This window comes from Pseudomonas sp. C9D1, from assembly GCF_056491235.1.
The window spans coordinates 1,481,082-1,505,021 of the sequence record NZ_JBSZIE010000001.1 but is presented as its reverse complement, the minus strand read 5'-3'; the positions used below and the strand labels follow the sequence as shown (position 1 = coordinate 1,505,021).

The 23,940-nt window shown below is 64.0% G+C and carries 22 protein-coding genes; 4 read left to right on the top strand and 18 right to left on the bottom strand.

The genetic code is table 11. The annotated features are described in order from the left end of the window. Positions 1 to 88: 88 nt before the first annotated feature. From sigX to ppsA, 8 genes are all read right to left on the bottom strand, one after another. The gene (gene sigX / locus ACXI0U_RS06975) at positions 89 to 679 is read right to left on the bottom strand and encodes an RNA polymerase sigma factor SigX (RefSeq protein ID WP_021220312.1); all 591 of its coding nucleotides are present in this window, start codon (positions 677 to 679) and stop codon (positions 89 to 91) included. A gap of 93 nt (positions 680 to 772) precedes the next feature. After that, positions 773 to 1,597, bottom strand: coding sequence for a mechanosensitive ion channel family protein (locus ACXI0U_RS06970; protein WP_021220313.1), 825 nt, complete (start codon positions 1,595 to 1,597; stop codon positions 773 to 775). A gap of 2 nt (positions 1,598 to 1,599) precedes the next feature. After that, positions 1,600 to 1,845, bottom strand: coding sequence for a hypothetical protein (locus ACXI0U_RS06965; RefSeq protein WP_021220314.1), 246 nt, complete (start codon positions 1,843 to 1,845; stop codon positions 1,600 to 1,602). A gap of 54 nt (positions 1,846 to 1,899) precedes the next feature. Beyond that, positions 1,900 to 2,895, bottom strand: coding sequence for a zinc transporter ZntB (locus ACXI0U_RS06960; RefSeq protein WP_374980402.1), 996 nt, complete (start codon positions 2,893 to 2,895; stop codon positions 1,900 to 1,902). Between the two features lie 22 nt (positions 2,896 to 2,917). Beyond that, complete coding sequence (gene rraA, locus ACXI0U_RS06955; RefSeq protein WP_021220316.1) at positions 2,918 to 3,406, bottom strand: ribonuclease E activity regulator RraA; 489 nt, start codon at positions 3,404 to 3,406, stop codon at positions 2,918 to 2,920. Positions 3,407 to 3,426: 20 nt separating this feature from the next. After that, entirely contained in the window at positions 3,427 to 3,726 is a 300-nt protein-coding gene (locus ACXI0U_RS06950) for a Rieske (2Fe-2S) protein (RefSeq protein WP_479549934.1), read from the bottom strand. Between the two features lie 85 nt (positions 3,727 to 3,811). Next, entirely contained in the window at positions 3,812 to 4,795 is a 984-nt protein-coding gene (locus tag ACXI0U_RS06945; protein ID WP_265168050.1) for an alpha/beta fold hydrolase, read from the bottom strand. Between the two features lie 65 nt (positions 4,796 to 4,860). Next, positions 4,861 to 7,230 (bottom strand): phosphoenolpyruvate synthase, encoded by a 2,370-nt coding sequence (gene ppsA, locus ACXI0U_RS06940; RefSeq protein WP_031288051.1) that lies wholly within the window; start codon positions 7,228 to 7,230, stop codon positions 4,861 to 4,863. A gap of 158 nt (positions 7,231 to 7,388) precedes the next feature. Between ppsA and ppsR the strand changes: the two genes are divergently transcribed. Then, positions 7,389 to 8,207: a posphoenolpyruvate synthetase regulatory kinase/phosphorylase PpsR gene (gene ppsR / locus ACXI0U_RS06935; protein WP_043243287.1), complete on the top strand. Its 819-nt coding sequence runs from the start codon at positions 7,389 to 7,391 to the stop codon at positions 8,205 to 8,207. Between the two features lie 81 nt (positions 8,208 to 8,288). Here the strand turns inward: ppsR and prpF are convergent, their stop codons facing one another. The 5 genes from prpF to ACXI0U_RS06910 form a co-directional block, all read right to left on the bottom strand. Further along, on the bottom strand, positions 8,289 to 9,476 hold the full coding sequence (gene prpF / locus ACXI0U_RS06930) for a 2-methylaconitate cis-trans isomerase PrpF (RefSeq protein WP_431483944.1): 1,188 nt from the start codon (positions 9,474 to 9,476) through the stop codon (positions 8,289 to 8,291). A 129-nt stretch (positions 9,477 to 9,605) separates the two neighbouring features. Beyond that, on the bottom strand, positions 9,606 to 12,215 hold the full coding sequence (gene acnD / locus ACXI0U_RS06925) for a Fe/S-dependent 2-methylisocitrate dehydratase AcnD (RefSeq protein WP_479550034.1): 2,610 nt from the start codon (positions 12,213 to 12,215) through the stop codon (positions 9,606 to 9,608). Between the two features lie 30 nt (positions 12,216 to 12,245). Then, the gene (gene prpC, locus ACXI0U_RS06920; protein ID WP_374980399.1) at positions 12,246 to 13,406 is read right to left on the bottom strand and encodes a bifunctional 2-methylcitrate synthase/citrate synthase; all 1,161 of its coding nucleotides are present in this window, start codon (positions 13,404 to 13,406) and stop codon (positions 12,246 to 12,248) included. A 101-nt stretch (positions 13,407 to 13,507) separates the two neighbouring features. Then, on the bottom strand, positions 13,508 to 14,395 hold the full coding sequence (prpB, locus tag ACXI0U_RS06915; RefSeq protein WP_021220324.1) for a methylisocitrate lyase: 888 nt from the start codon (positions 14,393 to 14,395) through the stop codon (positions 13,508 to 13,510). Beyond that, a complete protein-coding gene (locus tag ACXI0U_RS06910; RefSeq protein ID WP_374980398.1) occupies positions 14,392 to 15,117 on the bottom strand; it encodes a GntR family transcriptional regulator in 726 nt (241 codons plus the stop codon). The genes prpB and ACXI0U_RS06910 overlap by 4 nt, the downstream gene beginning before the upstream one ends. 285 nt (positions 15,118 to 15,402) lie before the next feature. Here ACXI0U_RS06910 and rloA point away from each other — a divergent pair, with 285 nt between their 5' ends. Genes rloA through ACXI0U_RS06895 form a run of 3 tightly spaced genes read left to right on the top strand, consistent with a single transcriptional unit; the run spans position 15,403 to position 18,461 of the window. After that, positions 15,403 to 15,939 carry a retropepsin-like aspartic peptidase RloA gene (rloA, locus tag ACXI0U_RS06905; protein ID WP_021220326.1) on the top strand — a complete coding sequence of 179 codons (537 nt, stop codon included), beginning with the start codon at positions 15,403 to 15,405 and terminating at the stop codon, positions 15,937 to 15,939. A gap of 5 nt (positions 15,940 to 15,944) precedes the next feature. Further along, positions 15,945 to 17,471, top strand: coding sequence for an osmotic stress tolerance membrane protein RloB (gene rloB, locus ACXI0U_RS06900; protein WP_021220327.1), 1,527 nt, complete (start codon positions 15,945 to 15,947; stop codon positions 17,469 to 17,471). A gap of 3 nt (positions 17,472 to 17,474) precedes the next feature. Beyond that, positions 17,475 to 18,461 (top strand): alpha-L-glutamate ligase-like protein, encoded by a 987-nt coding sequence (locus ACXI0U_RS06895; RefSeq protein WP_043243282.1) that lies wholly within the window; start codon positions 17,475 to 17,477, stop codon positions 18,459 to 18,461. Between the two features lie 192 nt (positions 18,462 to 18,653). Here the strand turns inward: ACXI0U_RS06895 and ACXI0U_RS06890 are convergent, their stop codons facing one another. From ACXI0U_RS06890 to ACXI0U_RS06870, 5 genes are all read right to left on the bottom strand, one after another. Further along, positions 18,654 to 19,820: a MalM family protein gene (locus tag ACXI0U_RS06890; protein ID WP_374980397.1), complete on the bottom strand. Its 1,167-nt coding sequence runs from the start codon at positions 19,818 to 19,820 to the stop codon at positions 18,654 to 18,656. Continuing rightward, positions 19,820 to 21,412, bottom strand: coding sequence for an outer membrane protein transport protein (locus ACXI0U_RS06885; protein ID WP_263403371.1), 1,593 nt, complete (start codon positions 21,410 to 21,412; stop codon positions 19,820 to 19,822). The genes ACXI0U_RS06890 and ACXI0U_RS06885 overlap by 1 nt, the downstream gene beginning before the upstream one ends. 16 nt (positions 21,413 to 21,428) lie before the next feature. Next, positions 21,429 to 22,433, bottom strand: a complete 1,005-nt coding sequence (locus tag ACXI0U_RS06880) for a transporter (protein ID WP_263403372.1) — start codon at positions 22,431 to 22,433, stop codon at positions 21,429 to 21,431. Positions 22,434 to 22,476: 43 nt separating this feature from the next. Next, positions 22,477 to 23,238: a C39 family peptidase gene (locus ACXI0U_RS06875; RefSeq protein WP_021220332.1), complete on the bottom strand. Its 762-nt coding sequence runs from the start codon at positions 23,236 to 23,238 to the stop codon at positions 22,477 to 22,479. 86 nt (positions 23,239 to 23,324) lie between these two features. Further along, positions 23,325 to 23,771: a DUF6160 family protein gene (locus ACXI0U_RS06870; protein ID WP_021220333.1), complete on the bottom strand. Its 447-nt coding sequence runs from the start codon at positions 23,769 to 23,771 to the stop codon at positions 23,325 to 23,327. Positions 23,772 to 23,940: the final 169 nt, after the last annotated feature.

The window sequence follows — 23,940 nt, the reverse complement described above, 5'->3', positions numbered from 1 at the left end:
TTGTCAGTAAGTTGTCGAACAATCTCGAGGACAACTTGGTGCGCAAGTTTACCAGAACTCGCTGATCTAAGAGATTAATTTTCCCCAACTAAGTTTCGGTCAATCCTGAAAATTTTTCTCTCAAGCGGTCCAGCGCACGCTTGTATCGCATCTTCGTGGCGCTAAGACCCATATGCATAATGTCAGCAATTTCCTGAAATTCCAGTTCTGCGACAAAGCGCAGCACCAGGATTTCACGATCGATCGGGTTCACATGCACCAGCCATCGCTCAAGGCCTCCGCGCTCTTCGAGCTTGGGTGCCTTCTCCTCCGAGGCCTCCTCGAGAGGATCGAGACTCAGGGCATCAAGTAAACGACGTTTACGACGCTCTTTCCGATATTGGGTAATACATTCGTTATACGTGATGCTGTAGAGCCATGTCTTGAACTTGGACTTCCCTTCGAAGTTCTTCAATCCATAGAGCACCTTCAGCATCACCTCCTGACAGACATCGTCAGCGTCTCGTTCGTTCCCCAAATATCGGGCACAAACGTTGAACAGGGTGCGCTGGTAGCGACGCATGAGCTCTTCATAGGCACGCGTGACGTGAAACAGCTCCACATGGGCGCGCTCCACCAGCTCTTCGTCGGAGAGCTCGCGGGGGTCGTAGCGCAGGGAAAGCGATTGGGGCTTGTTCAAAACAGGTCGGGCCGACAGTCAGGTCAGGAGCCGCTGGAGCGCGGGGACGCGCTCCGCTATGGCGGCATACATTAGCAGGGATGGCGCGCCGTGTTAGCGGCTCGTTACCCGCTGGTCGAGCAATGTCCGGTTGGACACGGAGACCAGTTCGCCTTCATCGGTGAGGAGGATGGTCTTCACCGTGCCTATTTCCTCGATCTGTCCTTCGACATCGCCCACCTTGACGTCCTGTCCTACCTGATAGAGCTCACGCACATAGATGCCGGCGATGATCTGCCCGGCGATGTCCCGGCTGCCCAGCCCCAGCGCCAGCGCCGCAGCAAGGCCGATGGAGATGAGCACGATGGCGATGACGTTGTTCAGCAGGTCGGTCTTGACCTCCAACTGCCCGATGGCCACCGAGATGCTGATGATGATCACCAGGCCCTGGGCGATGCGCCCCAGGCCGTGGGCGTAGTCCAGCCCGACACCTTCGGCGGCGCCACGGACGATGCCGCTGACCAGCTGCGCCAGGAGCACGCCGGCCAGCAGCACCAGGGCCGCACCCAGCACCTTGGGCAGGTACAGGGCGAGCATGTCGAGGGTGGCGGAAACACGGTCGAGGCCCAGGGATTCGGCAGCGGAGACCAGGAAGATCAGCAGCACGAACCAGTAGACGATCTTGCCGATCAGCGTGGAGACCGGCACCTGGATGCCGACGCGGGCGAGGATCTTGGTCAGCCCGGTGCCGCCCATCAGGCGGTCGAGGCCGAGCTTGGCCAGCAGCTTGGACAGCAGGGTGTCGAGCAGCTTGGCCACCACGAAGCCCAGCAGGACGACTACCAGGGCGCCGAACAGGCGCGGGATGAAGCCGGCCACCGGTGTCCACACCGTGGTCATGGCGTTAACGATACCTTGGGTCCAGGGGTCGAATTCCATGTTCAATCAGCCTTGTCAGCAGAGCGTTTCGATGAGGGGCGGCGAGAGACCGGCGCCACATGGGCCGAGCCGTTGTTGAGGGCGATCATCATGGCTTCGGCCCAATGGCCGAGCAGGCTGAACAGATCGCCGACGCCAACCTGACGGTTGGCGGTCTTGAGCACGCGGCCCAGCGCAGCGTTGTCATCATGGTCGGATGACGAACGCTTGAGCAGGTCCCGCAGGGATTCTTCGAACGGATCGTGCATGCGCACCTCGCGTGGATATGTCGGCTAGACGAGGCCAGCGTTCAACAGGTCACATCAGAGCCAGCGCAGGCGACGGAAAAGCCACCACTGGAAGGTGGCCACCCCGAGGATCAGCAGGCAGGCGACGACGAAGCCATAGGGCGCATCGGCCCCGGGGATACCCCCGACGTTGATGCCCAGCAGACCGGTGATGAAGCTCATGGGCAGGAAGAAGCCGGTGATGATACCGAGCAGGTACATGGTGCGGGTCATGCGCTCGCTCATGCGCCGGTTCTCCGACTCCAGCACCAGGCCGACACGCTCGCGGATCAGTTCCAGCTCTTCCAGGTAGCGGGTGAGGCGGTTGTTCAGCTCACTCCAGTAATCGGTGTCGTCGGCGGCGAACCAGCTCATGCGGTTGCGCATCAGTTGGCCGTAGATGTCCCGCTGTGGCGCGAGGAAGCGCTTGAGCCCGGCGGCGCGGCGGCGGATGTGCAGCATCAGGTCGTGATCGGGATTGAAGCGCTCATTGGCGTCCAGCAGCTCCTCCTGTTCATCGACCTCTTCGGAGAGCGTGGCGACCAGGGCATCGACCTTGTCGGTCAGGTGCTCGGCCAGGTACAGCAGCACCTCGGAAGCGGTCTTCGGCCCGGTACCGCTGCCCCACTGCTCGATCAATTCATCAGTGGCGTGCAAGGGGCGCAGGCGCAATGAGATGACGCGCTGCGCATCGGCGAAGATGCGCACCGCGACCATGTCCTCGGGTTGGGCGCCCGGATTGAGGTTCACACCCCGCAGGAACAGCAGCAGCTGGTGCTCCGGGAGGTTCACCAGGCGTGGCCGGGTACTTTCCTCCAGCAGCAGGTCGCAGGCGAATTCGCTCAGCCCGCTGGCCTCGCGCAGCCACTGGCGCGCCATGGCATGGCCACGATCCCAGTGCAGCCAGAGGCTTTCCCGCTCCTGCAACTGGATGACATCCAGCTCGTCCTTGGTGACGGAGCGTGCACCGCCCTCCCCATCCAGGACATAGGCATGCACCAGCCCCCAGCGTACGTTGCGTTCCTCGACCATCCTCAGCGAGCGCCCCGTCCGGTCATTCAGGCATTTTCAGGGCTTGCGGGGAGACGATGATGCCGTTGTTGTCGGCATAGACGAATTCGCCCGGGCGGAAGGTGATGCCGCCGAAGGTCACAGCCACGTTGAGGTCGCCGATGCCGCGCTTGTCGGTCTTCATCGGATGGCTGGCCAGGGCCTGGACGCCGAGATCGGTCTGGGCGATGACGTCCACGTCACGGATGCAGCCGTATACGACGATGCCTTCCCAGCCATTCTTCGCCGCCTTCTCGGCCAGCATGTCGCCCAGCAGCGCGCGACGCAGGGAGCCGCCGCCGTCCACCACCAGCACCTTGCCCTGGCCGGGCAGGTCGACCTGCTCCTTGACCAGCGAGTTGTCTTCGAAGCACTTGATGGTGACGATTTCGCCACCGAAGGAATCGCGGCCGCCGAAATTGCTGAACATCGGCTCGACGACCTGCACCAGGTCCGGATAGGCATCGCACAGATCAGGGGTGACGTATTGCATGGCAAGGCTCCTTGATGGATTTACAGGTCGAGGCCGACACGATCACCGTCATAAGCCGGCGTCAGCCGAAGCAGCGGCGAACAGGCCGCATCGAGGGCGCGACCACTGTCCAGATCGAAGGCGATCCCGTGGCGGGAACAGCGCAGCACCCTACCTTCGAGCGTACCGTTGTGCAAGGGCGCGCCACGGTGTGGACAGCGGTTTTCCAGGAGGATCGCCTGCTGATCAACGACGATCAGCAGCAGTTGCCGCCCCTGCACCTGAAAGGTTCCGCGATAGCCATCCTGCAGATTGATCAGACGCTCCAGCGCAATGAACATGCGCCCTCCGGAATCGATGCGGCCCTGCATCTTTAGCACAGCACCGGAGCCCCTGGAATGGGGCTTCCGGCAAAAGGCGCGACGGTCAGGCGGCGGGAACCGCCTGGCCGAACGAGCCGGGAATCTCCAGGCGGTCGAGCCAATGCTCCACCAGCGGCCAGACTTCCTGCTGGGCGTGCTTGCTGACCAGCATCTCGATATGGCCGTAGTCATCGGCGAAGCCGTTCTCGCGGGACAGGCAGAGGAACTGCCGCGTCTCGCTGCCGAACTGTTCCAGCAGCTTGCGGCAGGCCCAGGCGGGGTCTTGCAGGTCACCGGCGGCACCCACCGCCAGCACCGGCACGCGCACTTCGGCAAGGCCTTTCCACCAGTCACGCTCGGCATCGCCGAAACGGCCGAACAGGCCGTGCCAGCGCAGGCTTTCCAGGCCGATGCCGATGGGTTCGTCCTCGGGCCCGCGCTTGAGGCCGGGGCCGGACAGCACCGCCAGGCGCTTGAGCAGGAAACGCCCGCCCCACTCCACCGGCGGCACCTTCAACGGCCAGTAGACACGGCTGATCTGGCTACCGAACAGCGCCACGGAGGCGGCCTCTTCCTCGCCCAAGTAATGCCCGCCCAGGGCGGCCGCGAGGGTGATGCCACCGAGCGAATGACCGATCCAGTGGGGCACCTGGCCTGCCTGTTCGCGGACGAAGGCGGCGATGGCCGGCAGGTCGTAGCGGGCATAGTCGGCGACGCGGTTGCGCCGGTAATCCTGGTTGCGCGGCGACAGGCCGTGGCCACGCATCTCGGCGATCCACACATCGAAGCCGGCGCGGGCCAGGTGCGGGCCGAGCCCCAGGCACTTGGGCGAATACCAGAAGCGACGGTTGGAGAAGCTGCCGTGCAGGAGCACCACGGGTACGCCGCGCTGCTCTTCATGGCCAACCAGGCCCAGGCGGGTGAGGACCAGTTCGACGCTGGAGTCGGGGCTGTTGCCGGGCTTGAGGCGATAGACGTCCTCCGTGATGTCGCCACGGAGTTCCGCGCTGATCAGCGCGACGGGGAATAGATCACTGCTGCTTTGCATGAATGCTACTTGCATGAAAAAGGGCGGGTTTGCAGCCCGCCCTTCTTCTGGTTGCGGTTAGAGGATCACGCCTGGCCTTCGGCCAGGAAGAACCAGGTGTCGAGTACCGAGTCGGGGTTCAGCGACACGCTCTCGATGCCCTGCTCCATGAGCCACTTGGCCAGGTCCGGGTGGTCAGACGGGCCCTGGCCGCAAATGCCGATGTACTTGCCGGCCTTGTTGCACGCGGCAATGGCATTGGCCAGCAGCTTCTTGACCGCCGGATTACGCTCGTCGAACAGGTGGGCGACGATGCCGGAGTCACGGTCCAGGCCCAGGGTCAGCTGGGTCAGGTCGTTGGAGCCGATGGAGAAGCCGTCGAAGAATTCGAGGAACTCGTCGGCCAGCAGGGCGTTGGACGGCAGCTCGCACATCATGATGACCTTGAGGCCGTTCTCGCCGCGCTTCAGGCCGTTGCTGGCCAGCAGATCGACCACCTGGCTGGCTTCGCCCAGGGTACGGACGAAGGGCACCATGATCTCGACGTTGGTCAGGCCCATGTCGTTGCGCACTTTCTTCAGCGCACGGCATTCCAGCTCGAAGCAGTCACGGAAGGATTCGCTGATGTAGCGCGAGGCGCCACGGAAGCCGAGCATCGGGTTCTCTTCTTCCGGCTCGTAGAGCTTGCCGCCGATCAGGTTGGCGTACTCGTTGGACTTGAAGTCCGACAGGCGCACGATGACCTTTTTCGGCCAGAAGGCCGCGGCCAGGGTGCTGATGCCCTCGACCAGCTTCTCGACGTAGAAGCCGACCGGGTCGTCGTAGCCGGCGATGCGCTTCTCGACGCTGTCCTTGATCTCGGCGGGCAGGCCGGCAAAGTTCAGCAGCGCCTTGGGGTGCACGCCGATCATGCGGTTGATGATGAATTCCAGGCGCGCCAGGCCTACGCCTTCGTTGGGCAGCTGGGCGAAGTCGAAGGCGCGGTCCGGGTTGCCGACGTTCATCATGATCTTGAACGGCAGCTCGGGCATGGCGTCGACCGAGTTCTTGCGGATGTCGAAGCCCAGCTCGCCTTCGAAAATGAAGCCGGTATCGCCCTCGGCGCAGGAAACGGTCACGCCCATGCCGTCCTTCAGCACCTGGGTGGCGTTGCCGCAGCCGACTACAGCCGGGATGCCCAGCTCACGGGCGATGATCGCGGCGTGGCAGGTACGGCCGCCACGGTTGGTGACGATGGCGCTGGCGCGCTTCATCACCGGCTCCCAGTCCGGGTCGGTCATGTCGGAGACCAGCACGTCGCCCGGCTGGACCTTGTCCATTTCGGAAACGTCGTGGATCACCTTCACCGGGCCGGCGCCGATGCGCTGGCCAATGGCACGGCCTTCTACCAGGACGGTGCCCTTTTCCTTCAGCAGGTAGCGCTCCATCACGGTAACGCTGGCACGGCTCTTCACGGTCTCGGGGCGGGCCTGCACGATGTACAGCTTGCCGTCGTCGCCGTCCTTGGCCCACTCGATGTCCATCGGGCGGCCGTAGTGTTTTTCGATGATCAGGGCCTGCTTGGCCAGCTCGGTGACTTCGGCATCGGTGATGCAGAAGCGGGCGCGGTCGGCACGGTCGACATCGACGGTTTTCACCGACTTGCCGGCCTTGGCTTCGTCGCCGTAGATCATCTTGATCGCCTTGCTGCCCAGGTTGCGACGCAGGATCGCAGGGCGGCCGGCTTCCAGGGTGTGCTTGTGCACGTAGAACTCGTCGGGGTTCACCGCACCCTGCACCACGGTCTCGCCGAGGCCGTAGGCGCCGGTGATGAACACCACGTCACGGAAACCGGATTCGGTGTCCAGGGTGAACAGCACGCCGGCGGTGCCGGTTTCCGAACGCACCATGCGCTGCACGCCGGCGGACAGGGCGACCAGTTTGTGGTCGAAGCCCTGGTGCACGCGGTAGGCGATGGCACGGTCGTTGAAGAGGGAGGCGAAGACTTCCTTGGCCGCGCGGATCACGTTGTCCACGCCACGGATGTTGAGGAAGGTCTCTTGCTGGCCGGCGAAGGAGGCGTCCGGCAGGTCTTCGGCAGTGGCGGAGGAACGCACGGCCACGGCCATGTTGTCGTTGCCACCGGCCATGGCGGCGAAGGCGCTGCGGATCTCGGCATCGAGGCGCTGCGGGAATTCGGCGTCCATCACCCACTGGCGGATCTGCGCGCCGGTCTTGGCCAGGGCGGCGACGTCATCGACGTCAAGGGCGTCCAGCGCGGCGTGGATCTTGTCGTTGAGGCCACTCTGTTCGAGGAAGTCGCGATAGGCCTGCGCAGTAGTGGCGAAACCACCGGGAACGGATACCCCGGCGCCGGCCAGATTGCTGATCATCTCGCCGAGGGATGCGTTCTTGCCCCCCACATGCTCAACATCATGGACGCCGAGCTTATCGAGGGAAACTACGTACTCTACCAAGGGGAATCTCCACTATCTGTTGGATAAGCTCATGCGGAGTGGTCCGCAGCGTTCTGGCGCGAGGCCGGAAAAATAAGTCACAATGCAGGCCGGCGATGGGCCAGCAAAAACGGGCCTATGATAGCCAAGAATCGATCCCGACTTAAGGCCTTTGGCGCATGAAACGAACCGCTTTTTTCATCTCCGACGGTACCGGCATAACCGCTGAAACCCTCGGGCAGAGCCTGTTGGCGCAGTTCGAGACCATTACCTTCGCGAAGCTCACGCGGCCTTATATAGACAGCGTCGAAAAAGCGCGCGCCATGGTACAGCAAATCAATATAGCTGCCGAGGCAGACGGGGCCCGGCCCATCATCTTCGACACCATCGTCAACCAGGAAATCCGTGACATTCTCGCGACGTCCAACGGGTTCATGATCGACATCTTCTCGACCTTCCTTTCCCCGCTGGAACAGGAACTTACGTCGCATTCTTCCTACTCGGTGGGCAAGTCGCATTCCATCGCCCACAGCGCCAATTACATGGAGCGCATCGAGGCGGTGAACTTCGCCCTCGACAACGACGACGGCGCCCGCACCCATTACTACGACAAGGCCGACCTGATTCTCGTCGGCGTGTCCCGCTGCGGCAAAACGCCCACCTGCCTGTATATGGCAATGCAATACGGAATTCGTGCCGCAAACTATCCGCTGACCGAAGAGGACATGGAGCGCCTGCAACTGCCGGCCGCCCTGAAGAAGTACAAGGACAAGCTATTTGGCCTGACCATCGACCCGGACCGCCTCACCGCGATCCGCCACGAGCGCAAGCCCAACAGCCGCTACGCCAGCTTCGCCCAGTGCGAGTTCGAGGTCCGCGAAGTGGAAAACCTGTTCCGCCGCGAAAACATCGCCTACATCAACTCCACCCATTTCTCGGTGGAAGAGATCTCAGCGAAGATTCTCGTGGAGAAAGGCGTGGAGCGGAGGCTCAAGTAAGTCTTTTAGCTGGAAGCTGGAAGCGGGAAGCGGGAAAGCATTCGACTTCAAGCTTCAGGCTTCCAGCTTCAAGCTAATGCTCTAGAGCGCCTCCCCCGGAACTCTTACTACTCCCTCCATCAATATCCGCGCACTGCGGCTCATGATCGCCTTGGTCACCTGCCACTGGCCGTCCACCTGGCGGGCTTCGGCGCCCACGCGCAGGGTGCCGGAGGGGTGGCCGAAGCGCACGGCGCTGCGCTCACCGCCGCCGGCCGCGAGGTTGACCAGGGTGCCGGGAATGGCGGCCGCCGTGCCGATGGCGACGGCGGCAGTGCCCATCATCGCGTGGTGCAACTTGCCCATGGACAGCGCGCGCACCAGCAGGTCGATGTCGCCGGCCTGTACTTCCTTGCCACTGGAGGTGACGTAGTTCTTCGCCGGCGCGACGAAGGCGATCTTCGGCGTGTGCTGGCGGGTCGCGGCTTCCTCCGGTGTCTTGATCAGGCCCATGCGCAGGGCACCGGCGATGCGCAGTTTCTCGAAACGCGCCAGCTGTTCGGGGTCGCCATTGATCGCTTCGCGCAGCTCGGCACCGGTGTAGCCGATGTCCTGGGCGTTGACGAATATGGTCGGGATGCCGGCAGTGATCATGGTCGCCTTGAAGGTGCCGACACCCGGCACCTCGAGGTCATCCACCAGATTGCCGGTGGGGAACATCGAGCCGCCCTCCTCGCCGTCATCCGACGGGTCGAGGAACTCCAGCACGATCTCCGCCGCCGGGAAGGTCACCCCGTCCAGCTCGAAGTCGCCGGTTTCCTGCACCTGGCCGTTGGTGACCGGCACGTGGGCGATGATGGTTTTCTGGATATTCGCCTGCCAGATGCGCACCACGCAGGTGCCGTTATCCGGAATGCGCGACGGGTCGACCAGCCCGGCGTGAATGGCGAAGGCGCCCGCCGCCGTGGACAGATTGCCGCAGTTGCCGCTCCAGTCGACGAAGGCCTTGTCGATGGAGACCTGGCCGTAGAGGTAGTCGACATCGTGGCCGGGCTGGCTGCTCTTCGACAGGATCACGCATTTGCTGGTGCTGGAGGTGGCGCCGCCCATGCCGTCGATGTGCGCGGCATAGGGATCGGGGCTGCCGATCACCCGCATGAACAGCCGGTCACGGGCCGCACCCGGTACCTGGCAGGGCTCGGGCAGGTCCTGCAGGCGGAAGAACACGCCCTTGCTGGTGCCGCCACGGATGTAGGTGGCGGGGACTTTCACTTGGGGTAGATGAGCCATGGCTTCGTCATCCTGGAATCTGTTGGGTATCGCCGCGCTCAACGCGGCCCAAGGGCCGCACGCGCTGTGCAGGTTGGGTCGGGCGAAGCGATACCCAGGGGGCATCGCCTCGCCCACCCCGCGTTCCCGTCAGGCCGCGGTCGCCTTGAGGAAGTCCTTGGCGAAGCGCTGCAGCACGCCGCCGGCCTTGTACACGCTGACATCGGCGGCGGTGTCCAGGCGGCAGGTCACCGGTACCTCGACCACCTCGCCGTTGCGGCGGTTGACCACCAGGGTCAGGTCGCAGCGCGGCGAAACGTCACCCTTGATGTCGTAGGTCTCGGTGCCGTCCAGGCCCAGGGTCAGGCGCGTGGTGCCCGGCTTGAACTCCACCGGCAGCACGCCCATGCCCACCAGGTTGGTGCGGTGGATGCGCTCGAAGCCCTCGGCGACGATCACTTCCACGCCCGCCAGGCGTACGCCCTTGGCCGCCCAGTCACGGGACGAGCCCTGGCCGTAGTCGGCACCGGCGACGATGATCAGGTTCTGCTTGCGGTTCATGTAGGTTTCGATGGCTTCCCACATGCGCATCACCTGGCCTTCCGGCTCGACGCGCGCCAGCGAGCCCTTCTTCACCTGGCCATCGACCACGACCATTTCGTTCACCAGCTGCGGGTTGGCGAAAGTGGCGCGCTGGGCGGTCAGGTGGTCGCCACGGTGGGTGGCGTAGGAGTTGAAGTCCTCCTCCGGCAGGCCCATTTTCGCCAGGTACTCGCCAGCGGCGCTGTCCAGCAGGATGGCGTTGGATGGCGACAGGTGATCGGTGGTGATGTTGTCCGGCAGGATCGCCAGCGGCAGCATGCCCTTGAGCGTGCGCTCGCCGGCCAGCGCGCCTTCCCAGTAAGGCGGGCGACGGATGTAGGTGGACATCGGACGCCAGTCGTACAGCGGGCTTTCCGCCTCTTCCACGCTACCCAGGTCGAACATCGGGATGTAGACCTGCTTGAACTGCTCCGGCTTCACCGAGGCCGCGACTATGGCGTCGATTTCCGCGTCGCTCGGCCACAGGTCTTTCAGGGTGACCGGGTTGCCCTGGGCATCGGTGCCCAGCGGGTCCTGCTCGATGTCGAAGCGCACGGTGCCGGCGATGGCATAGGCCACCACCAGCGGCGGCGAGGCGAGGAAGGCCTGCTTGGCGTAGGGGTGGATGCGCCCGTCGAAGTTGCGGTTACCCGAGAGCACGGCAGTGGCGTACAGGTCGCGGTCGATGATCTCTTTCTGGATCACCGGGTCCAGCGCGCCGGACATGCCATTACAGGTGGTGCAGGCGTAGGCGACGATGCCGAAGCCGAGCTTCTCCAGCTCCGCCAGCAGCCCGGCTTCTTCCAGGTACAGCTTGGCGACCTTGGAGCCAGGGGCGAAGGAGGTCTTCACCCAGGGCTTGCGCAGCAGGCCCAGCGCGTTGGCCTTCTTCGCCACCAGGCCGGCGGCGATGACGTTGCGCGGATTGGAGGTGTTGGTGCAGCTGGTGATGGCGGCGATGATCACCGCGCCATCGGGCATCAGGCCCTGGGCTTCCTCGCCACGGCCCGCTTCGAGCTTGGCTTCGTCGGCGATGCCGCGCTCGGCCAGTGCCGAGGTCGGCAGGCGGCGGTGTGGGTTGCTGGGGCCGGCCATGTTGCGCACGACGCTGCCCAGGTCGAACTCCAGCACGCGCTCGTACTCGGCGGTTTTCAGCGCGCTGCTCCACAGACCGAGGGTCTTGGCGTAGTTCTCCACCAGCTCTACCTGCTCGGGCTCGCGGCCGGTGAGCTTGAGGTAGTCGATGGTCTGGCCGTCGATGTAGAACATCGAGGCGGTGGCGCCGTATTCCGGGCACATGTTGGAAATGGTCGCGCGGTCGCCGATGGACAGGCTGTCCGCACCCTCCCCGAAGAATTCGACGTAGGCCCCCACGACGCGTTCCTTGCGCAGGAACTCGGTGATCGCCAGGACGATGTCGGTGGCGGTGATGCCCGGCTTGCGCTGGCCGGTGAGCTTCACGCCGACGATGTCGGGCAGGCGCATCATCGAGGGGTGGCCGAGCATCACGGTCTCGGCTTCCAGGCCGCCGACGCCGATGGCGATCACGCCCAGGGCATCCACGTGCGGGGTGTGCGAGTCGGTGCCGACGCAGGTGTCGGGGAACGCGATACCGCCACGCGCCTGGATCACCGGGCTCATTTTCTCCAGGTTGATCTGGTGCATGATCCCGTTGCCGGCAGGGATCACATCGACGTTCTTGAACGCGGTCTTGGTCCAGTCGATGAAGTGGAAGCGGTCCTCGTTGCGGCGGTCCTCGATGGCGCGGTTCTTCTCGAAGGCGTCCGGGTCGAAGCCCGCCGCCTCCACGGCCAGGGAGTGGTCGACGATCAGCTGGGTCGGCACCACCGGGTTGACCTTGGACGGATCACCACCCTGCTCGGCAATGGCGTCACGCAGGCCGGCCAGGTCCACCAGCGCGGTCTGCCCGAGGATGTCGTGGCAGACCACGCGGGCCGGGTACCAGGGGAAGTCCAGGTCGCGCTTGCGGTAGACCAGTTGCTCCAGGGCAGCGACCAGCTCTTCCGGCTCACAACGGCGCACCAGCTGCTCGGCCAGTACGCGGGAGGTGTAGGGGAGCTTGGCCCAGGCGCCGGCCTGGATCGCCTCGACCGCCTCGGGGGCATCGAAGTAATCCAGCGCAGTGCCGGGCAGGCGTTTGCGGTGTTGGCGATTCACGGTGTCGTTCATGGTGTTTTCCATGATTGGTTATTGGCGGTCCTTGAGCGGCACGAACTTCAGGTCTTCGGGGCCTGTGTAGTTGGCGCTCGGACGGATGATCTTGCCGTCGATGCGCTGCTCGATGACGTGGCTGGACCAGCCCGAGGTGCGGGCGATCACGAACAGCGGGGTGAACATGGCGGTGGGCACGCCCATCATGTGGTAGCTGACGGCGCTGAACCAATCGAGGTTGGGGAACATCTTCTTGATGTCCCACATCACGCTTTCCAGGCGCTCGGCGATGTCGAACATCTTGCTGTTGCCCTGCTCGGCGGACAGCTCGCGCGCCACTTCCTTGATCACCTTGTTGCGCGGGTCGGCCACGGTGTAGACCGGGTGGCCGAAGCCGATGACCACTTCCTTCTTCTCCACGCGGGCGCGGATGTCGGCCTCGGCTTCGTCCGGGTTGTCGTAGCGCTTCTGGATCTCGAAGGCCACTTCGTTGGCGCCACCGTGTTTCGGGCCACGCAGCGCGCCGATGGCGCCGGCGATGCAGGAATGCATGTCGGAACCGGTGCCGGCGATCACCCGCGAGGTGAAGGTGGAGGCGTTGAATTCATGCTCGGCATACAGGTTCAGCGAGGTATGCATGGCGCGCACCCAGGACTCGCGGGGCTTTTCGCCGTGCAACAGGTGGAGGAAATGGCCGCCGATGGAGTCATCGTCGGTTTCCACCTCGATGCGTTTGCCGTTGTGGCTGAAGTGGTACCAGTACAGCAAGGCCGAGCCCAGGGACGCCATCAGCTTGTCGGCGATATCACGGGCGCCGGGGTGGTTATGGTCGTCCTTCTCGGGCGACACACAGCCGAGCACCGACACGGCGGTGCGCATCACATCCATCGGGTGGGCCGACGGCGGCAGTTGTTCCAGGGCGGCTTTCAGCGCCGCCGGCAGGCCGCGCAGGGCCTTGAGCTTGGCCTTGTAGCCGGCCAGCTCGGCCACGTTGGGCAGCTTGCCGTGGACCAGCAGGTGGGCGATCTCTTCGAATTCGCAGCGGTTGGCGAAGTCCAGCACGTCATAGCCACGGTAGTGCAGGTCATTGCCGGTGCGGCCGACGGTGCACAGGGCGGTGTTGCCGGCGGCGGTGCCGGAAAGGGCCACGGACTTCTTCGGCTTGAAGCCCGGAGTGGTGGTTTCGGTGGTGCTCATCGGGTATCTCCTCGAGTCTTTTTATTCTGGTGCGCTCAGTTGATGCGGTGGGCCGAAGCGGATCGCCGCCCGGCCCACCCTACATCCCTACCTTGCAGTGCTTATTTCTTGCCGGCGGCGAACAGCGCATCGAGCTTCTGCTCGAAGGCGTGGTAGCCAATGCGGTCGTACAGCTCCGCGCGGGTCTGCATCAGCTCGATCACGTCCTTCTGGTGGCCGTTCTGGCGGATCGAGGTGTAGACGGCTTCGGCGGCCTTGTTGGCGGCACGGAAGGCCGACAGCGGGTAGAGCTGGATGGCCACGCCGACCGACGCCAGCTCATCGCGGGTGAACAGCGGGGTCGCGCCGAACTCGGTGATGTTGGCCAGCACCGGCACCTTCAGGGCGTCGACGAAGCGCTGGTAGGTCGGCAGGTCATAGGCGGCCTCGGCGAAGATGCCGTCGGCACCGGCTTCCACGTAGCGCAGGCAGCGCTCGATGGCGGCGTCCACGCCTTCGGCCTGGATGGCGTCGGTGCGGGCGATGAGGAAGAAGTCCGGGTCGGTCTTGGCGTCGGCAGCGGCACGCACGCGGTCGACCATTTCCTCGCAGGAGACGATCTCCTTGCCCGGACGGTGGCCGCAGCGCTTGGCGCCGACCTGGTCTTCGATGTGGGCGGCGGCGGCGCCGGCCTTGATCAGGTTCTTGACGGTGCGCTCTATGTTGAAGGCGCTGGGGCCGAAGCCGGTGTCGATGTCCACCAGCAGCGGCAGGTCGCAGACGTCGGTGATGCGGCGCACGTCGGTGAGCACGTCATCCAGAGTATTGATGCCCAGGTCCGGCAGGCCCAGGGAGCCCGCCGCCACGCCGCCACCGGAGAGGTAGATGGCCTTGTAGCCGGCGCGCTTGGCCAGCAGCGCATGGTTGGCGTTGATGGCGCCGATGACCTGCAGCGGGCTTTCCTCGGCAATGGCGTCGCGGAAGCGCAGGCCGGCGGATTTCTGACTCATGACTCACCTCGTTGATCTTTTGGGAGTTTGGCGACGGCGCCCTGGTAGTGGCGCTCGATGTTGCGCTTGGAAGCACCGATGTGACGGCGCATCAGCAGCTCGGCCAGTTCGCCGTCACGGTCGGCGATGGCATCGAGAATTCGGTGGTGCTCGGCGAAGGCCTGGCGCGGCCGGTTGGGCACGCTGGAAAACTGCAGGCGGTACATGCGCACGAGCTGGTAGAGCTCGCCGCAGAGCATGCGGGTCAGCGTCTGGTTGCCACTGCCCTGGATGATCCGGTAGTGGAAGTCGAAGTCGCCTTCCTGCTGGTAGTAGCCGACGCCGGCCTGGAAGGCAGCGTCGCGCTCGTGGGTCTCCAGCACGGCGCGCAGATCGTCGATCTCCGCCTGGGTCATGCGCTCGGCGGCGAGGCGGCAGGCCATGCCCTCGAGGGATTCGCGGATTTCGTAGAGTTCGATCAGCTCGGCATGGCTGAGGGACACCACCCGCGCACCGACGTGGGGCACGCGAACCAGCAGCTTCTGCCCTTCCAGACGGTGGATCGCCTCGCGCAGCGGGCCCCGGCTGATGCCATAGGCGCGAGCCAGCTCCGGCTCGGAGATTTTGCTGCCGGGCGCGATCTCGCCCTTGACGATGGCCGCCTGGATGCGCCGGAAGACGTGCTCGGAGAGGGTTTCCGAGTCTTCGGCCTGGGTGACGGGTGCTTCTGCTGCATCAAGCATGATTGTCGACACATTGAAAAATCACCCCGCAAAATTAACGCCGACAAGCAGTTCAGTCAAACCAAAACACAGCCATTGTCGACAATCGTCGTAGATCGCAAAAAATTCATTTGAACCCGTCACAGCCTTAACAAAGCGCCATAAGCGTCTGTCGCCCCGGAAAACCTGCGTGTTAGAATGCGCCGCTCATGCGCCTGGCGGGGCGCTGCTAGACTCGTACGCCAGGCGCCGAGGCCATCAGGCCAGGCATCGGGCATCAGCATCTCGAACGCTACCCAAGGACTCATGACTCTCAAGCCCTTCGCATTGCTCATATGCCTGCTAGCACTGCCAGGCCTCAGCCTCGCCGCCGACAAGACCATCTATGGCCTGAACGAATACGCCCGTCTTGACGGCCTCGACCTGGTGGTCGCCGCCAAGCTCGACACCGGCGCCAAGACAGCCTCCCTCAGTGCCCGCGACATCAAGCGCTTCAAGCGTGATGGCGAGACCTGGGTGCGCTTCTACCTGGCCATCGACGACGCCCATGCGCACCCCATCGAGCGGCCGCTGGCACGTATCAGCAAGATCAAGCGCCGCGCCGGCGACTACGATCCGGATGAAGACAAGACCTACACCGCGCGCCCGGTGATCGAACTCGATATCTGCATGGGCAGCGCCCTGCGCACGATCGAAGTGAACCTCACCGACCGTAGTGCTTTCCAATACCCGCTTCTGATCGGTTCCGAGGCGCTCAAGCGCTTCGATGCACTGGTCGACCCGAGCCTTAAATACGCTGCCGGCCAACCCGGCTGTGCCACTGACGCAAACTCTGCCGAGTAACTCACATGCGCTCTCTTACCCTGCATCTGAAAGTCCTGATCACCCTGCTGGTGACCCTGGGCATTCTGATAACGGCCTACCAGATCTTCATTCAGGGCATCCCGATCACCGAGGATGAGACCGACGACCTCTGGAACATCGACGCCAAGGTCGAATTCCAGGCCAGCCCGCGCGACCCGATCAAGGTGCAGATGTTCGTGCCGCCGCTGAACCGGGATTACGTCAGCCTCAACGAGAGCTTCATCTCCAACAACTACGGCGTGAGCATCAATCGCGTGGACGGCAACCGCAAGGTGACCTGGTCCGCCCGCCGCGCCAGCGGCAACCAGACCCTCTACTACCGCCTGGTGCTGACCAAGCGCTACAGCGGCGAGAAGCCCAAGGACAAGGGGCCGATCTTCCGTGACAGCATCCCGGTCGAGGGTGCCGAGAAGATCGCCGCCGAAGCCCTGCTGGCCCCCATCCGCCAGCACTCGGCCGACGTCGAGACCTTCATCAGCGAGACCATCAAGCGCACCAACAACCTGAACGACGACAACGTCAAGTTGCTGCTCGCCGGCGACCAGAGCACCTCGAACAAGGCCAAGGCCATCGAGCTGTTGCTGTCCATCGCCCACGTCCCGATGGAACGCGTGCACACCATCCGCCTCGCCGCCGACCAGCCGCAGAGCCCTGAGCTTTGGCTGCGCAGCTTCAACGGCGAGAACTGGCTGTACTTCAACCCGGATACCGGCGAGCAGGGCCTGCCCGCCGACCGCCTGGTGTGGTGGACCGGTGACGACAACCTGATCACCGTCGACGGCGGCAAGAAGGCCCAGGTGACCTTCAGCCTGAACAACAGCGAGATGAACGCCATCCGCCTGGCCAAGCTGACCGACGAGAACACCGACGCCGACTTCCTCGAATACTCGCTCTACGGCCTGCCGCTGCAGACACAGCAGACCTACCAGATCATGATCATGATCCCCATCGGTGTGCTGGTGATCCTGATCCTGCGCAACCTCGGCGGCCTGCAGACCCTGGGTACCTTCACCCCGGTGCTGATCGCCCTCGCCTTCCGCGAGACGCAGCTGGGCTTCGGCATCGCGCTGTTCACCATCATCACGGCATTGGGCCTGTCACTACGGTCCTACCTCGAACACCTGAAGCTGCAGATGCTGCCCAGGCTATCGGTGGTGCTGACGTTTGTGGTGATCCTCATCGCGGTCATAAGCCTGCTCAGCCACAAGCTGGGCCTGGAGCGCGGCCTGTCCGTGGCGCTGTTCCCGATGGTGATCCTGACCATGACCATCGAACGCCTGTCCATCACCTGGGAAGAGCGCGGCGGTGGCCATGCCTTCAAGGTCGCCATCGGCACCCTGTTCGCCGCCACCCTGGCGCACCTGCTGATGACCGTGCCGGAGCTGACCTACTTCATCTTCACCTTCCCGGCCGTGCTGCTGATCATGGTGGGCTTCATGCTGGCGATGGGTCGCTACCGCGGCTACCGCCTGACGGAGCTGTTCCGCTTCAAAGCCTTCCTGAAGGACTGAGCCATGTTCGGCCTGATCAAGACGTGGAAAGCCCTCGAAGCCAAAGGCATCATGGGCATCAACCGTCGCAACGCGGACTACGTGCTGAAGTACAACAAACGGCACCTGTACCCGATCGTCGACGACAAGATCATCACCAAGATGCGCGCCATCGAGGCGGGCATCCACGTGCCGGAAATGTACGGGATCATTTCCACCGAGAAGGAAATCGACAAGCTCGACGAGATCATCGGCGAGCGCAACGATTTCGTGATCAAGCCCGCCCAGGGTGCCGGCGGTGACGGCATTCTGGTGATCGCCGACCGCTTCGAAGGCCGTTACAAGACGGTCTCCGGGAAGATCATCAGCCACGAGGAGATCGAGCATCAGATCTCTTCGATCCTCACCGGCCTCTATTCCCTCGGCGGGCACCGTGACCGCGCGCTGATCGAGTACCGCGTGACCCCGGACCAGATCTTCAAGAGCATCAGCTACGAGGGCGTGCCGGACATCCGCATCATCGTGCTCATGGGCTACCCCGTGATGGCGATGCTGCGCCTGCCCACCCGCCAGTCCAACGGCAAGGCCAACCTGCACCAGGGCGCCATCGGCGTGGGTGTGGACCTGGCCACCGGCGTCACCCTGCGCGGCACCTGGCTGAACAACAAGATCGCCAAGCACCCGGACACCACCAACGCGGTGGACGGCGTGCAGCTGCCCAACTGGGACGGCTTCATGAAGCTGGCGGCCGGTTGCTATGAGCTGTGCGGCCTGGGCTACATCGGTGTCGACATGGTGCTGGACCAGGAGAAGGGCCCGCTGATCCTCGAGCTCAACGCCCGCCCCGGCCTGAACATCCAGATCGCCAACGACTGCGGCCTCACCCATCGCGCCCACGCGGTGGAAGCCCGCATCGCCGAGCTGCAGGAAAAGGGCATCGTGGAAACGCCCGAGGAGCGCGTGCGCTTCTCCCAGGAACTGTTCGGCCACGTGCACCCCGCCGAACTCTGATCCGCCCTGCGGCAACAAAAAAGCCCGGCCATGTGCCGGGCTTTTTCATGCCAGGGATTCGGGGTAGAGGTGCTCAATCCGTGGGATGGGTAGTCCGTAGGATGGGTCGGGCGGCGTTCCGCGAGCGGAGCGAAACCCATCGCTGCGAGCTCGTCGGGTTGCACCCGACCTACGCCATCCACCTCAGCCCCACTACCTGACGATCGCCAGCTCGAATGCGCCCTCGTCCACGTGCTCGTGCACCTGCATGCCGGCCTCGCTGACGGCCAGGTCCTGCATCGGGCGCTTGAAGGGTTTGTTGTCGAGGGTGTTGAGGCTGCGGTCCTCGTCGGTGGTGAGCAGCAGCGCGTAGCGCTCGCCCTGGTTGGCGCGGACCTGCACGGTGCCTTCGATGTAGGCGTAGCGGTACCAGGTCTCGCCATGCAGCTGGTAGACGGCGTCGCTCACCAGGCGCGTCGGGCGCTTGGCCTCGTCGAGGAAGAGGATCGAGGGGTAGACCACCTGACGATTGGCGAAGCTGCGAATGCGCAGGCCATAGGCGCGCCCGGAACGCGGCAGCTTGAGGGCCGCGTAGTAGCTGCGCCCCATGGGGAAGGCGAAGCTGGGGGAGAAGCGGTTGAGTTCCTCGTAGCGCGGCTCCTCGGCGGAAAGCTCGGTGAAATCGCCCTCGGGCAACTGCCCGCAGCATTGGTCGACCAGCCCCTGGTAGAGCGACTTGTCCCGCTCCTCGCTGCCCTCCAGCAAGGCCTTCATCGCCTCGCTGGGCTGGCCGTCCAGCGACGGCAGGATGGCCGCCTTGCGCTCGAACTCCACCTGCCGGCTTTCGGTGTAGGCCACCGGTTGCCCGACGCCCTCCTCCGCCTGGGGTTCGTCCCCCTTGGCCGGCACCCTGGAGTTGTGGGTACGGCCCTGCTCGTCCACCCAGGTGAAATAGCCCGCACCGTTCTCCGGTCGCGAATAACCGCGCCCCTCCAGCACATCGGCGTCGATGTACTCGGTGGAGCGTGCCCCGCTGGGCAGCAGGTAGTCGCGCTGCCCCGCCGGCACCTGGCCTGCCGCGTAGAAGCTGTTCTGCAGGTTGCCGCTGGCATCCACCCAGGTGAAGTAGCGACGCTTCTGCTCGCCACCGCTGTTGCTGCCCGGCCAGCCCGTAGCGCCCTGCTCCTGCAGGCGCGCCAGGTCGCTGCGGCTGATGCGCTGGGCCGCCTGGCGCTGCTGTTCACCGTAGCGCTCGCCGACGAAGCTGTTGTGCACCCGACCGTTGTCGTCGATCCAGGTCAGGTAGCGCCCGCTGGCGGCCTGGACCTGGGGCTGGATCGCCAGGGCGGTGATGAGGAAAAGCGCGGCACAGGTCTTCATCAGAAAGTCGTCGTGTAGGTCATGGCCACGATGTAGGCCTTCACCGAGGTCGTCACGTCCTGGCCCGCATAGGGGTTGTAGACCAGGTTGTCGATGCCGGTGCAGTTGAGGTTGCAGCTGGTGTTGGCCTTGGTGGTTTGAGTGGTGACGAAGTAGTTGAAGCCCAGGTCGATGGTGGTGTCCTTGTCCCAGCGATAGCCCAGGCCCAGGCCATAGAGCTGGGCATCGCCGATGGGCGCCAGCACGTCGGCCTTGTTGCCAGGGATGGCCGAGGGGCGCCACTCGTAGCCCGCGCGCAGGGCCAGGCGGTCGGTAACGTCGTACTGCGCGCCTACGGCCCAGCTCCAGGTGTCGCGGTAGCCGCGATCCAGGGTCAGGGTGGTGGCCGTGGCCTTGCCGCCGCCGAAGTTCTTGGCGATGCGCAGCACGTCCAGCTCACGGTCGAACTCGATCTCGAACTCGTTCCAGTCGCTGTAGCCGCTCCATTTCAGGTCGGCGTTGAACTGCCAGCGCTCGAAGGGCCGGATCTTGATCCCGGTGGAGAAGTTGTCGGGGTAGGTCATGGTCAGGCTGGCATTGCCCACTTCCTCGTCGACGTTGCCGTAAGGGAAAAGCGGGCTGAGGATCTGCCCGAAAATCGCGCCCTGGAAGCCGGTCCAGAACCCTTGCCAGTCCTTGGAGTAATCCACCCGGTACTTGCCCTGGAGGTGCATGCGTGCCTCGCTCTGGTAGGTGGCGCCCCAGGCGAACCAGTCGGTGGGCTCCCAGAGCACGCCGATGTTCCAGGTGGGCGACAGCGATTGCTGCAGGTCCAGATCGATATTGGCCAGGGTATCGAAGGGGCCGAATCGACCACCGCATACGTTGATGATCGTGCCAATCATCTCTTCCAGCCCGGGCTCGCAGAGCACCTTGTTGAGCAAGCCCACCAACCCGGTAAGCATGCTCGGGTTACGGAAGTCCTCGTTCAACGCCAGGGCCTGATGGGAGAAGCCAACCGACAGACCCACCGCCAGTTCGTCGTTCACCTGGTAACCCACGGAGGGCGAGAAATAGGTGATGCGCTGGATCGCCACTTCGCGCCCCTGGTAGCGGCCCGGATCACTGTCCGAATCCCGCGAATAGCCCAGGGCCATGGGTGCATAGACGTTGGTGGCGAAGGTGAACTTGGAGCCCGGCGGGTTGATCGACAGGCCCGCCAGGGGTGCCACCAGCAGCGGCATGTCGGTCATGCCGCCCATGCCCGGCAGGTACATGGCCGGGGTCAAAGTGCGGCTGCTGGAGTTGGCCACGGGGTCATCGGTGAAGCCCATGACGTTGTAGCCCTCCGGTGCGTCGAACTCGGCGCGGATATCCATCACCCCGGCGATCATCTTCACCGTGGTCTGGCGGCCCTTGAGCTTGGTCAGCGCCGCCGGGTTGTAGTGCACCGCGTCGATCCCGGTGGAGTCGGCGGTCACGGCGTTGGCCATGGCCATCGCCTTGGGGTTGCCAATGGTCAGGTCGTTGGCCAGCTGCGCCTGCACGCCACCCGCCCAACCGGCCCCCAACCCCGCCAGCGCCAAGGCCAGCGGCGAAATTCGCATCGTCATGTCCCTGCCTCGCCGGTTACTGGGCCTTCAGGCCCTTGATGTCCAGAGGAACGGAAAACCCCAGCATCACGTCCGGGGAGTCCTCGGTCATGCCGAAACCGGCGTTGATGTTGACGATGTAGTCGGGAGAGGTCCGCAGGCCGAGCGAGAAGTTCATGATCGCGCTGGTCTGCTCGGTGCCCTCGAATTCCGCGTCGCCGAAGGTGTAGGTCGGCTTGGTGGTGTAGGCCATCTGGTAGGAGGTGGCCAGGGACACGTCGTAGGACAGCGCATAGGCGAAGCCCATGCTCAGGGACAGGGTGTTGCCCGGGTCCACATCCTCCAGCAGGCGTCCGCCCCGGTTCTGGTGGATGTCGTGCACCGGCATGTTGTAGGTGTAACCGACCGAGCCGAACAGCACGACCGGGTCGATCACGTAGGAGGTGTTGGCCCCCACGCCCAGGCTGTAGTAGCCGTTGCCGGTGGACAGGTCCGTCTCGTTGTTGATGTCGAAGGGGCTCTCGCCGGTGGGCAGGCCGAGGGTGGCGAACAGGGTGGTGACCGGGCGCCCGCGGGTGGCGGACCAGGGTTGCCAGCGCAGGCTGCCGGAGACGTCGCCGAGGCTGTAGACGTTGACGTCGCGCTCGGTGTCGTACTTGGCCACGAAGGGCAGGCGCACGCTGAAGGTCAGGTTGTCCCAGATGCCGTAGTCGAAGGTGAAGGAGTTGGTGAAGGTGTGCTGGGCTTCGCTGCGGGGAATCACGCTGTAGACGTTGGTGCCGGTGCGGACCTGTTCGATCTGCACATCACGCACCAATGAATAATCGAAGCCGTAGGTGAGCGTGCGCTCGCCTTTCTTCAGCAGGGTGTAGCTCTTCTCCGAGGCCTGGAATACCTGCTCCAGCGCCTTGGCGCTGTCGGCATCCCCTTCTTTCTTGGTCAGCGCCTCACGCGCATCGTCCACCGAGCTCTCCTCGGCCCACAGCGGCCCACAGGCGCCCAGCGCCAGCACGGCCAGCCATGCGTATCCCCTCACTCCCATGGCACCTTTACCCCTGGTTTTATTCTTACTTATGCGGGTTTTCTTATTTGCGTCTTATGTACTGGATGTCGCCTCCCGAGCCCAGCTGGTCGATCTGGTTCTCGGTGAATTTGGTGATCTGCGGGAACTGCTGGAACGCCAGCAGGCTGACGGTGCGATCGTCCACCAGGCGCAGGTCGCGCTCGGTCAAGGCCATGGCGTTTGGCGGTTCGTTGCCTGTCGGGTAGATCACGAACAGCACGTTCCCATCCCACACCTCCTCGAACCGGGTGCGGGTGAAGCTGATGTTTCCCAGGGCGGGATCAGCGATGAACACGTGATCGTTGTAGACGTCGCGCACCACTACGAAATGCTTGAAACCACCGTAGTGAATAGGCACCAGCGCGGGGTGTTCCAGTTGGTCGAGGTCCTCGAACTCGGCCCGGAATCCTCCGCTCTTGTAGCCCAGCGCCCCCACGAAGCGTTTCATGTCCAGCAGCGAGAAACCGCGTCGTTCGACGATCTTGTCGGCCTCGCCATACCGCAACAGCCCTTCCATCACCTGGCGCTCCTCGAGGTTGCGCCCGAGGTAGTAGTCCAGCAGCCCGGTCAGCGCGGCGGAACCGCAGCTGTAGTCATAGGCCTGGCGGATGACGTTGCGGAACTGCAGCTGGCTCATGGGCTCCGGATTGACGGTCTCCCGGTAGGGACCGTTGGGCACCATGGCCTGGGTGATGTTCACGGAGCCCTTGGGCTGTGGCTTGGTGTCCACGGCCTGGGTGAATCCGAACAACCCCAGCAGACTGCCGACCAGGATCTCGATCATTGCCGTTCCGAATACAGGGCTTACGAAAGAAAGGCCCGCCGGCCGGAGCCGACGGGACCTTCCGCATCACAGGATGGAGCGACCTATCAGTGGCCCCAGACCTTGATGGTGGTACCGGCCAGGTTCAGGTCGCTGACGGCCAGGGAACCGATGCTGGCGGCAGAGGCGTCGCCCATGCGGATGGCACCGACGCTCAGCTCGCCAGTGATGGTCGGCAGGGTGATCTGCAGTTTGTCGCTGGCACCGGCACCGCTGCCACCGTCGATCACGTCAACCAGGATCGGCGCGCTGTCGGAGATGTTGAAGCCGGAGAAGGCGATGGTTTCAAGGCGCAGGCTGCCGGTGGCGCTGCCTTCCTTGTCGTTGTAAACCACACTGCCGATGGTGCCGTTGAAGTTACCGGAGATGCTGATGCCATCCTGACCGGTAACGCTGGAAAGAGCGGAGTCATCCATGGCTTTCAGGTCGGCTTGGGCCATGAAGGGAGCAGCGAGCACAGCAGCGGCGAGAGCCAGTTGTTTGAAGCTTTTCATTGTTGTTATCTCCAAGGTTCACAGGTGGGTTGCCCCGGGGGCCTGCCGCCTACCTCCTGTCAGCGGCAGTCGGGTCGGTTTGCACCGACCTCCAGCACGAGCGCTGCTTCCCTATGCGCGCCGGTCTGGACTCGTGAAGCACTAGGCTTCTCGACCTGGTTCTCACGTT

Coding starts and splice junctions, on each gene's coding strand:
- ACXI0U_RS06895 (WP_043243282.1), top strand. CDS start 17,475: ATGTTCGGCCTGATCAAGACGTGGAAAGCCCTCGAAGCCAAAGGCATC.
- rraA (WP_021220316.1), bottom strand. CDS start 3,406: ATGCAATACGTCACCCCTGATCTGTGCGATGCCTATCCGGACCTGGTG.
- ACXI0U_RS06945 (WP_265168050.1), bottom strand. CDS start 4,795: ATGCAAAGCAGCAGTGATCTATTCCCCGTCGCGCTGATCAGCGCGGAA.
- prpC (WP_374980399.1), bottom strand. CDS start 13,406: ATGAGCACCACCGAAACCACCACTCCGGGCTTCAAGCCGAAGAAGTCC.
- rloB (WP_021220327.1), top strand. CDS start 15,945: ATGCGCTCTCTTACCCTGCATCTGAAAGTCCTGATCACCCTGCTGGTG.
- ACXI0U_RS06875 (WP_021220332.1), bottom strand. CDS start 23,238: ATGATCGAGATCCTGGTCGGCAGTCTGCTGGGGTTGTTCGGATTCACC.
- ACXI0U_RS06965 (WP_021220314.1), bottom strand. CDS start 1,845: ATGCACGATCCGTTCGAAGAATCCCTGCGGGACCTGCTCAAGCGTTCG.
- ACXI0U_RS06960 (WP_374980402.1), bottom strand. CDS start 2,895: ATGGTCGAGGAACGCAACGTACGCTGGGGGCTGGTGCATGCCTATGTC.
- ACXI0U_RS06870 (WP_021220333.1), bottom strand. CDS start 23,771: ATGAAAAGCTTCAAACAACTGGCTCTCGCCGCTGCTGTGCTCGCTGCT.
- prpB (WP_021220324.1), bottom strand. CDS start 14,395: ATGAGTCAGAAATCCGCCGGCCTGCGCTTCCGCGACGCCATTGCCGAG.
- ACXI0U_RS06885 (WP_263403371.1), bottom strand. CDS start 21,412: ATGACGATGCGAATTTCGCCGCTGGCCTTGGCGCTGGCGGGGTTGGGG.
- ACXI0U_RS06950 (WP_479549934.1), bottom strand. CDS start 3,726: ATGTTCATTGCGCTGGAGCGTCTGATCAATCTGCAGGATGGCTATCGC.
- ACXI0U_RS06910 (WP_374980398.1), bottom strand. CDS start 15,117: ATGCTTGATGCAGCAGAAGCACCCGTCACCCAGGCCGAAGACTCGGAA.
- prpF (WP_431483944.1), bottom strand. CDS start 9,476: ATGGCTCATCTACCCCAAGTGAAAGTCCCCGCCACCTACATCCGTGGC.
- rloA (WP_021220326.1), top strand. CDS start 15,403: ATGACTCTCAAGCCCTTCGCATTGCTCATATGCCTGCTAGCACTGCCA.
- ACXI0U_RS06890 (WP_374980397.1), bottom strand. CDS start 19,820: ATGAAGACCTGTGCCGCGCTTTTCCTCATCACCGCCCTGGCGATCCAG.
- ACXI0U_RS06880 (WP_263403372.1), bottom strand. CDS start 22,433: ATGGGAGTGAGGGGATACGCATGGCTGGCCGTGCTGGCGCTGGGCGCC.
- ACXI0U_RS06970 (WP_021220313.1), bottom strand. CDS start 1,597: ATGGAATTCGACCCCTGGACCCAAGGTATCGTTAACGCCATGACCACG.
- ppsR (WP_043243287.1), top strand. CDS start 7,389: ATGAAACGAACCGCTTTTTTCATCTCCGACGGTACCGGCATAACCGCT.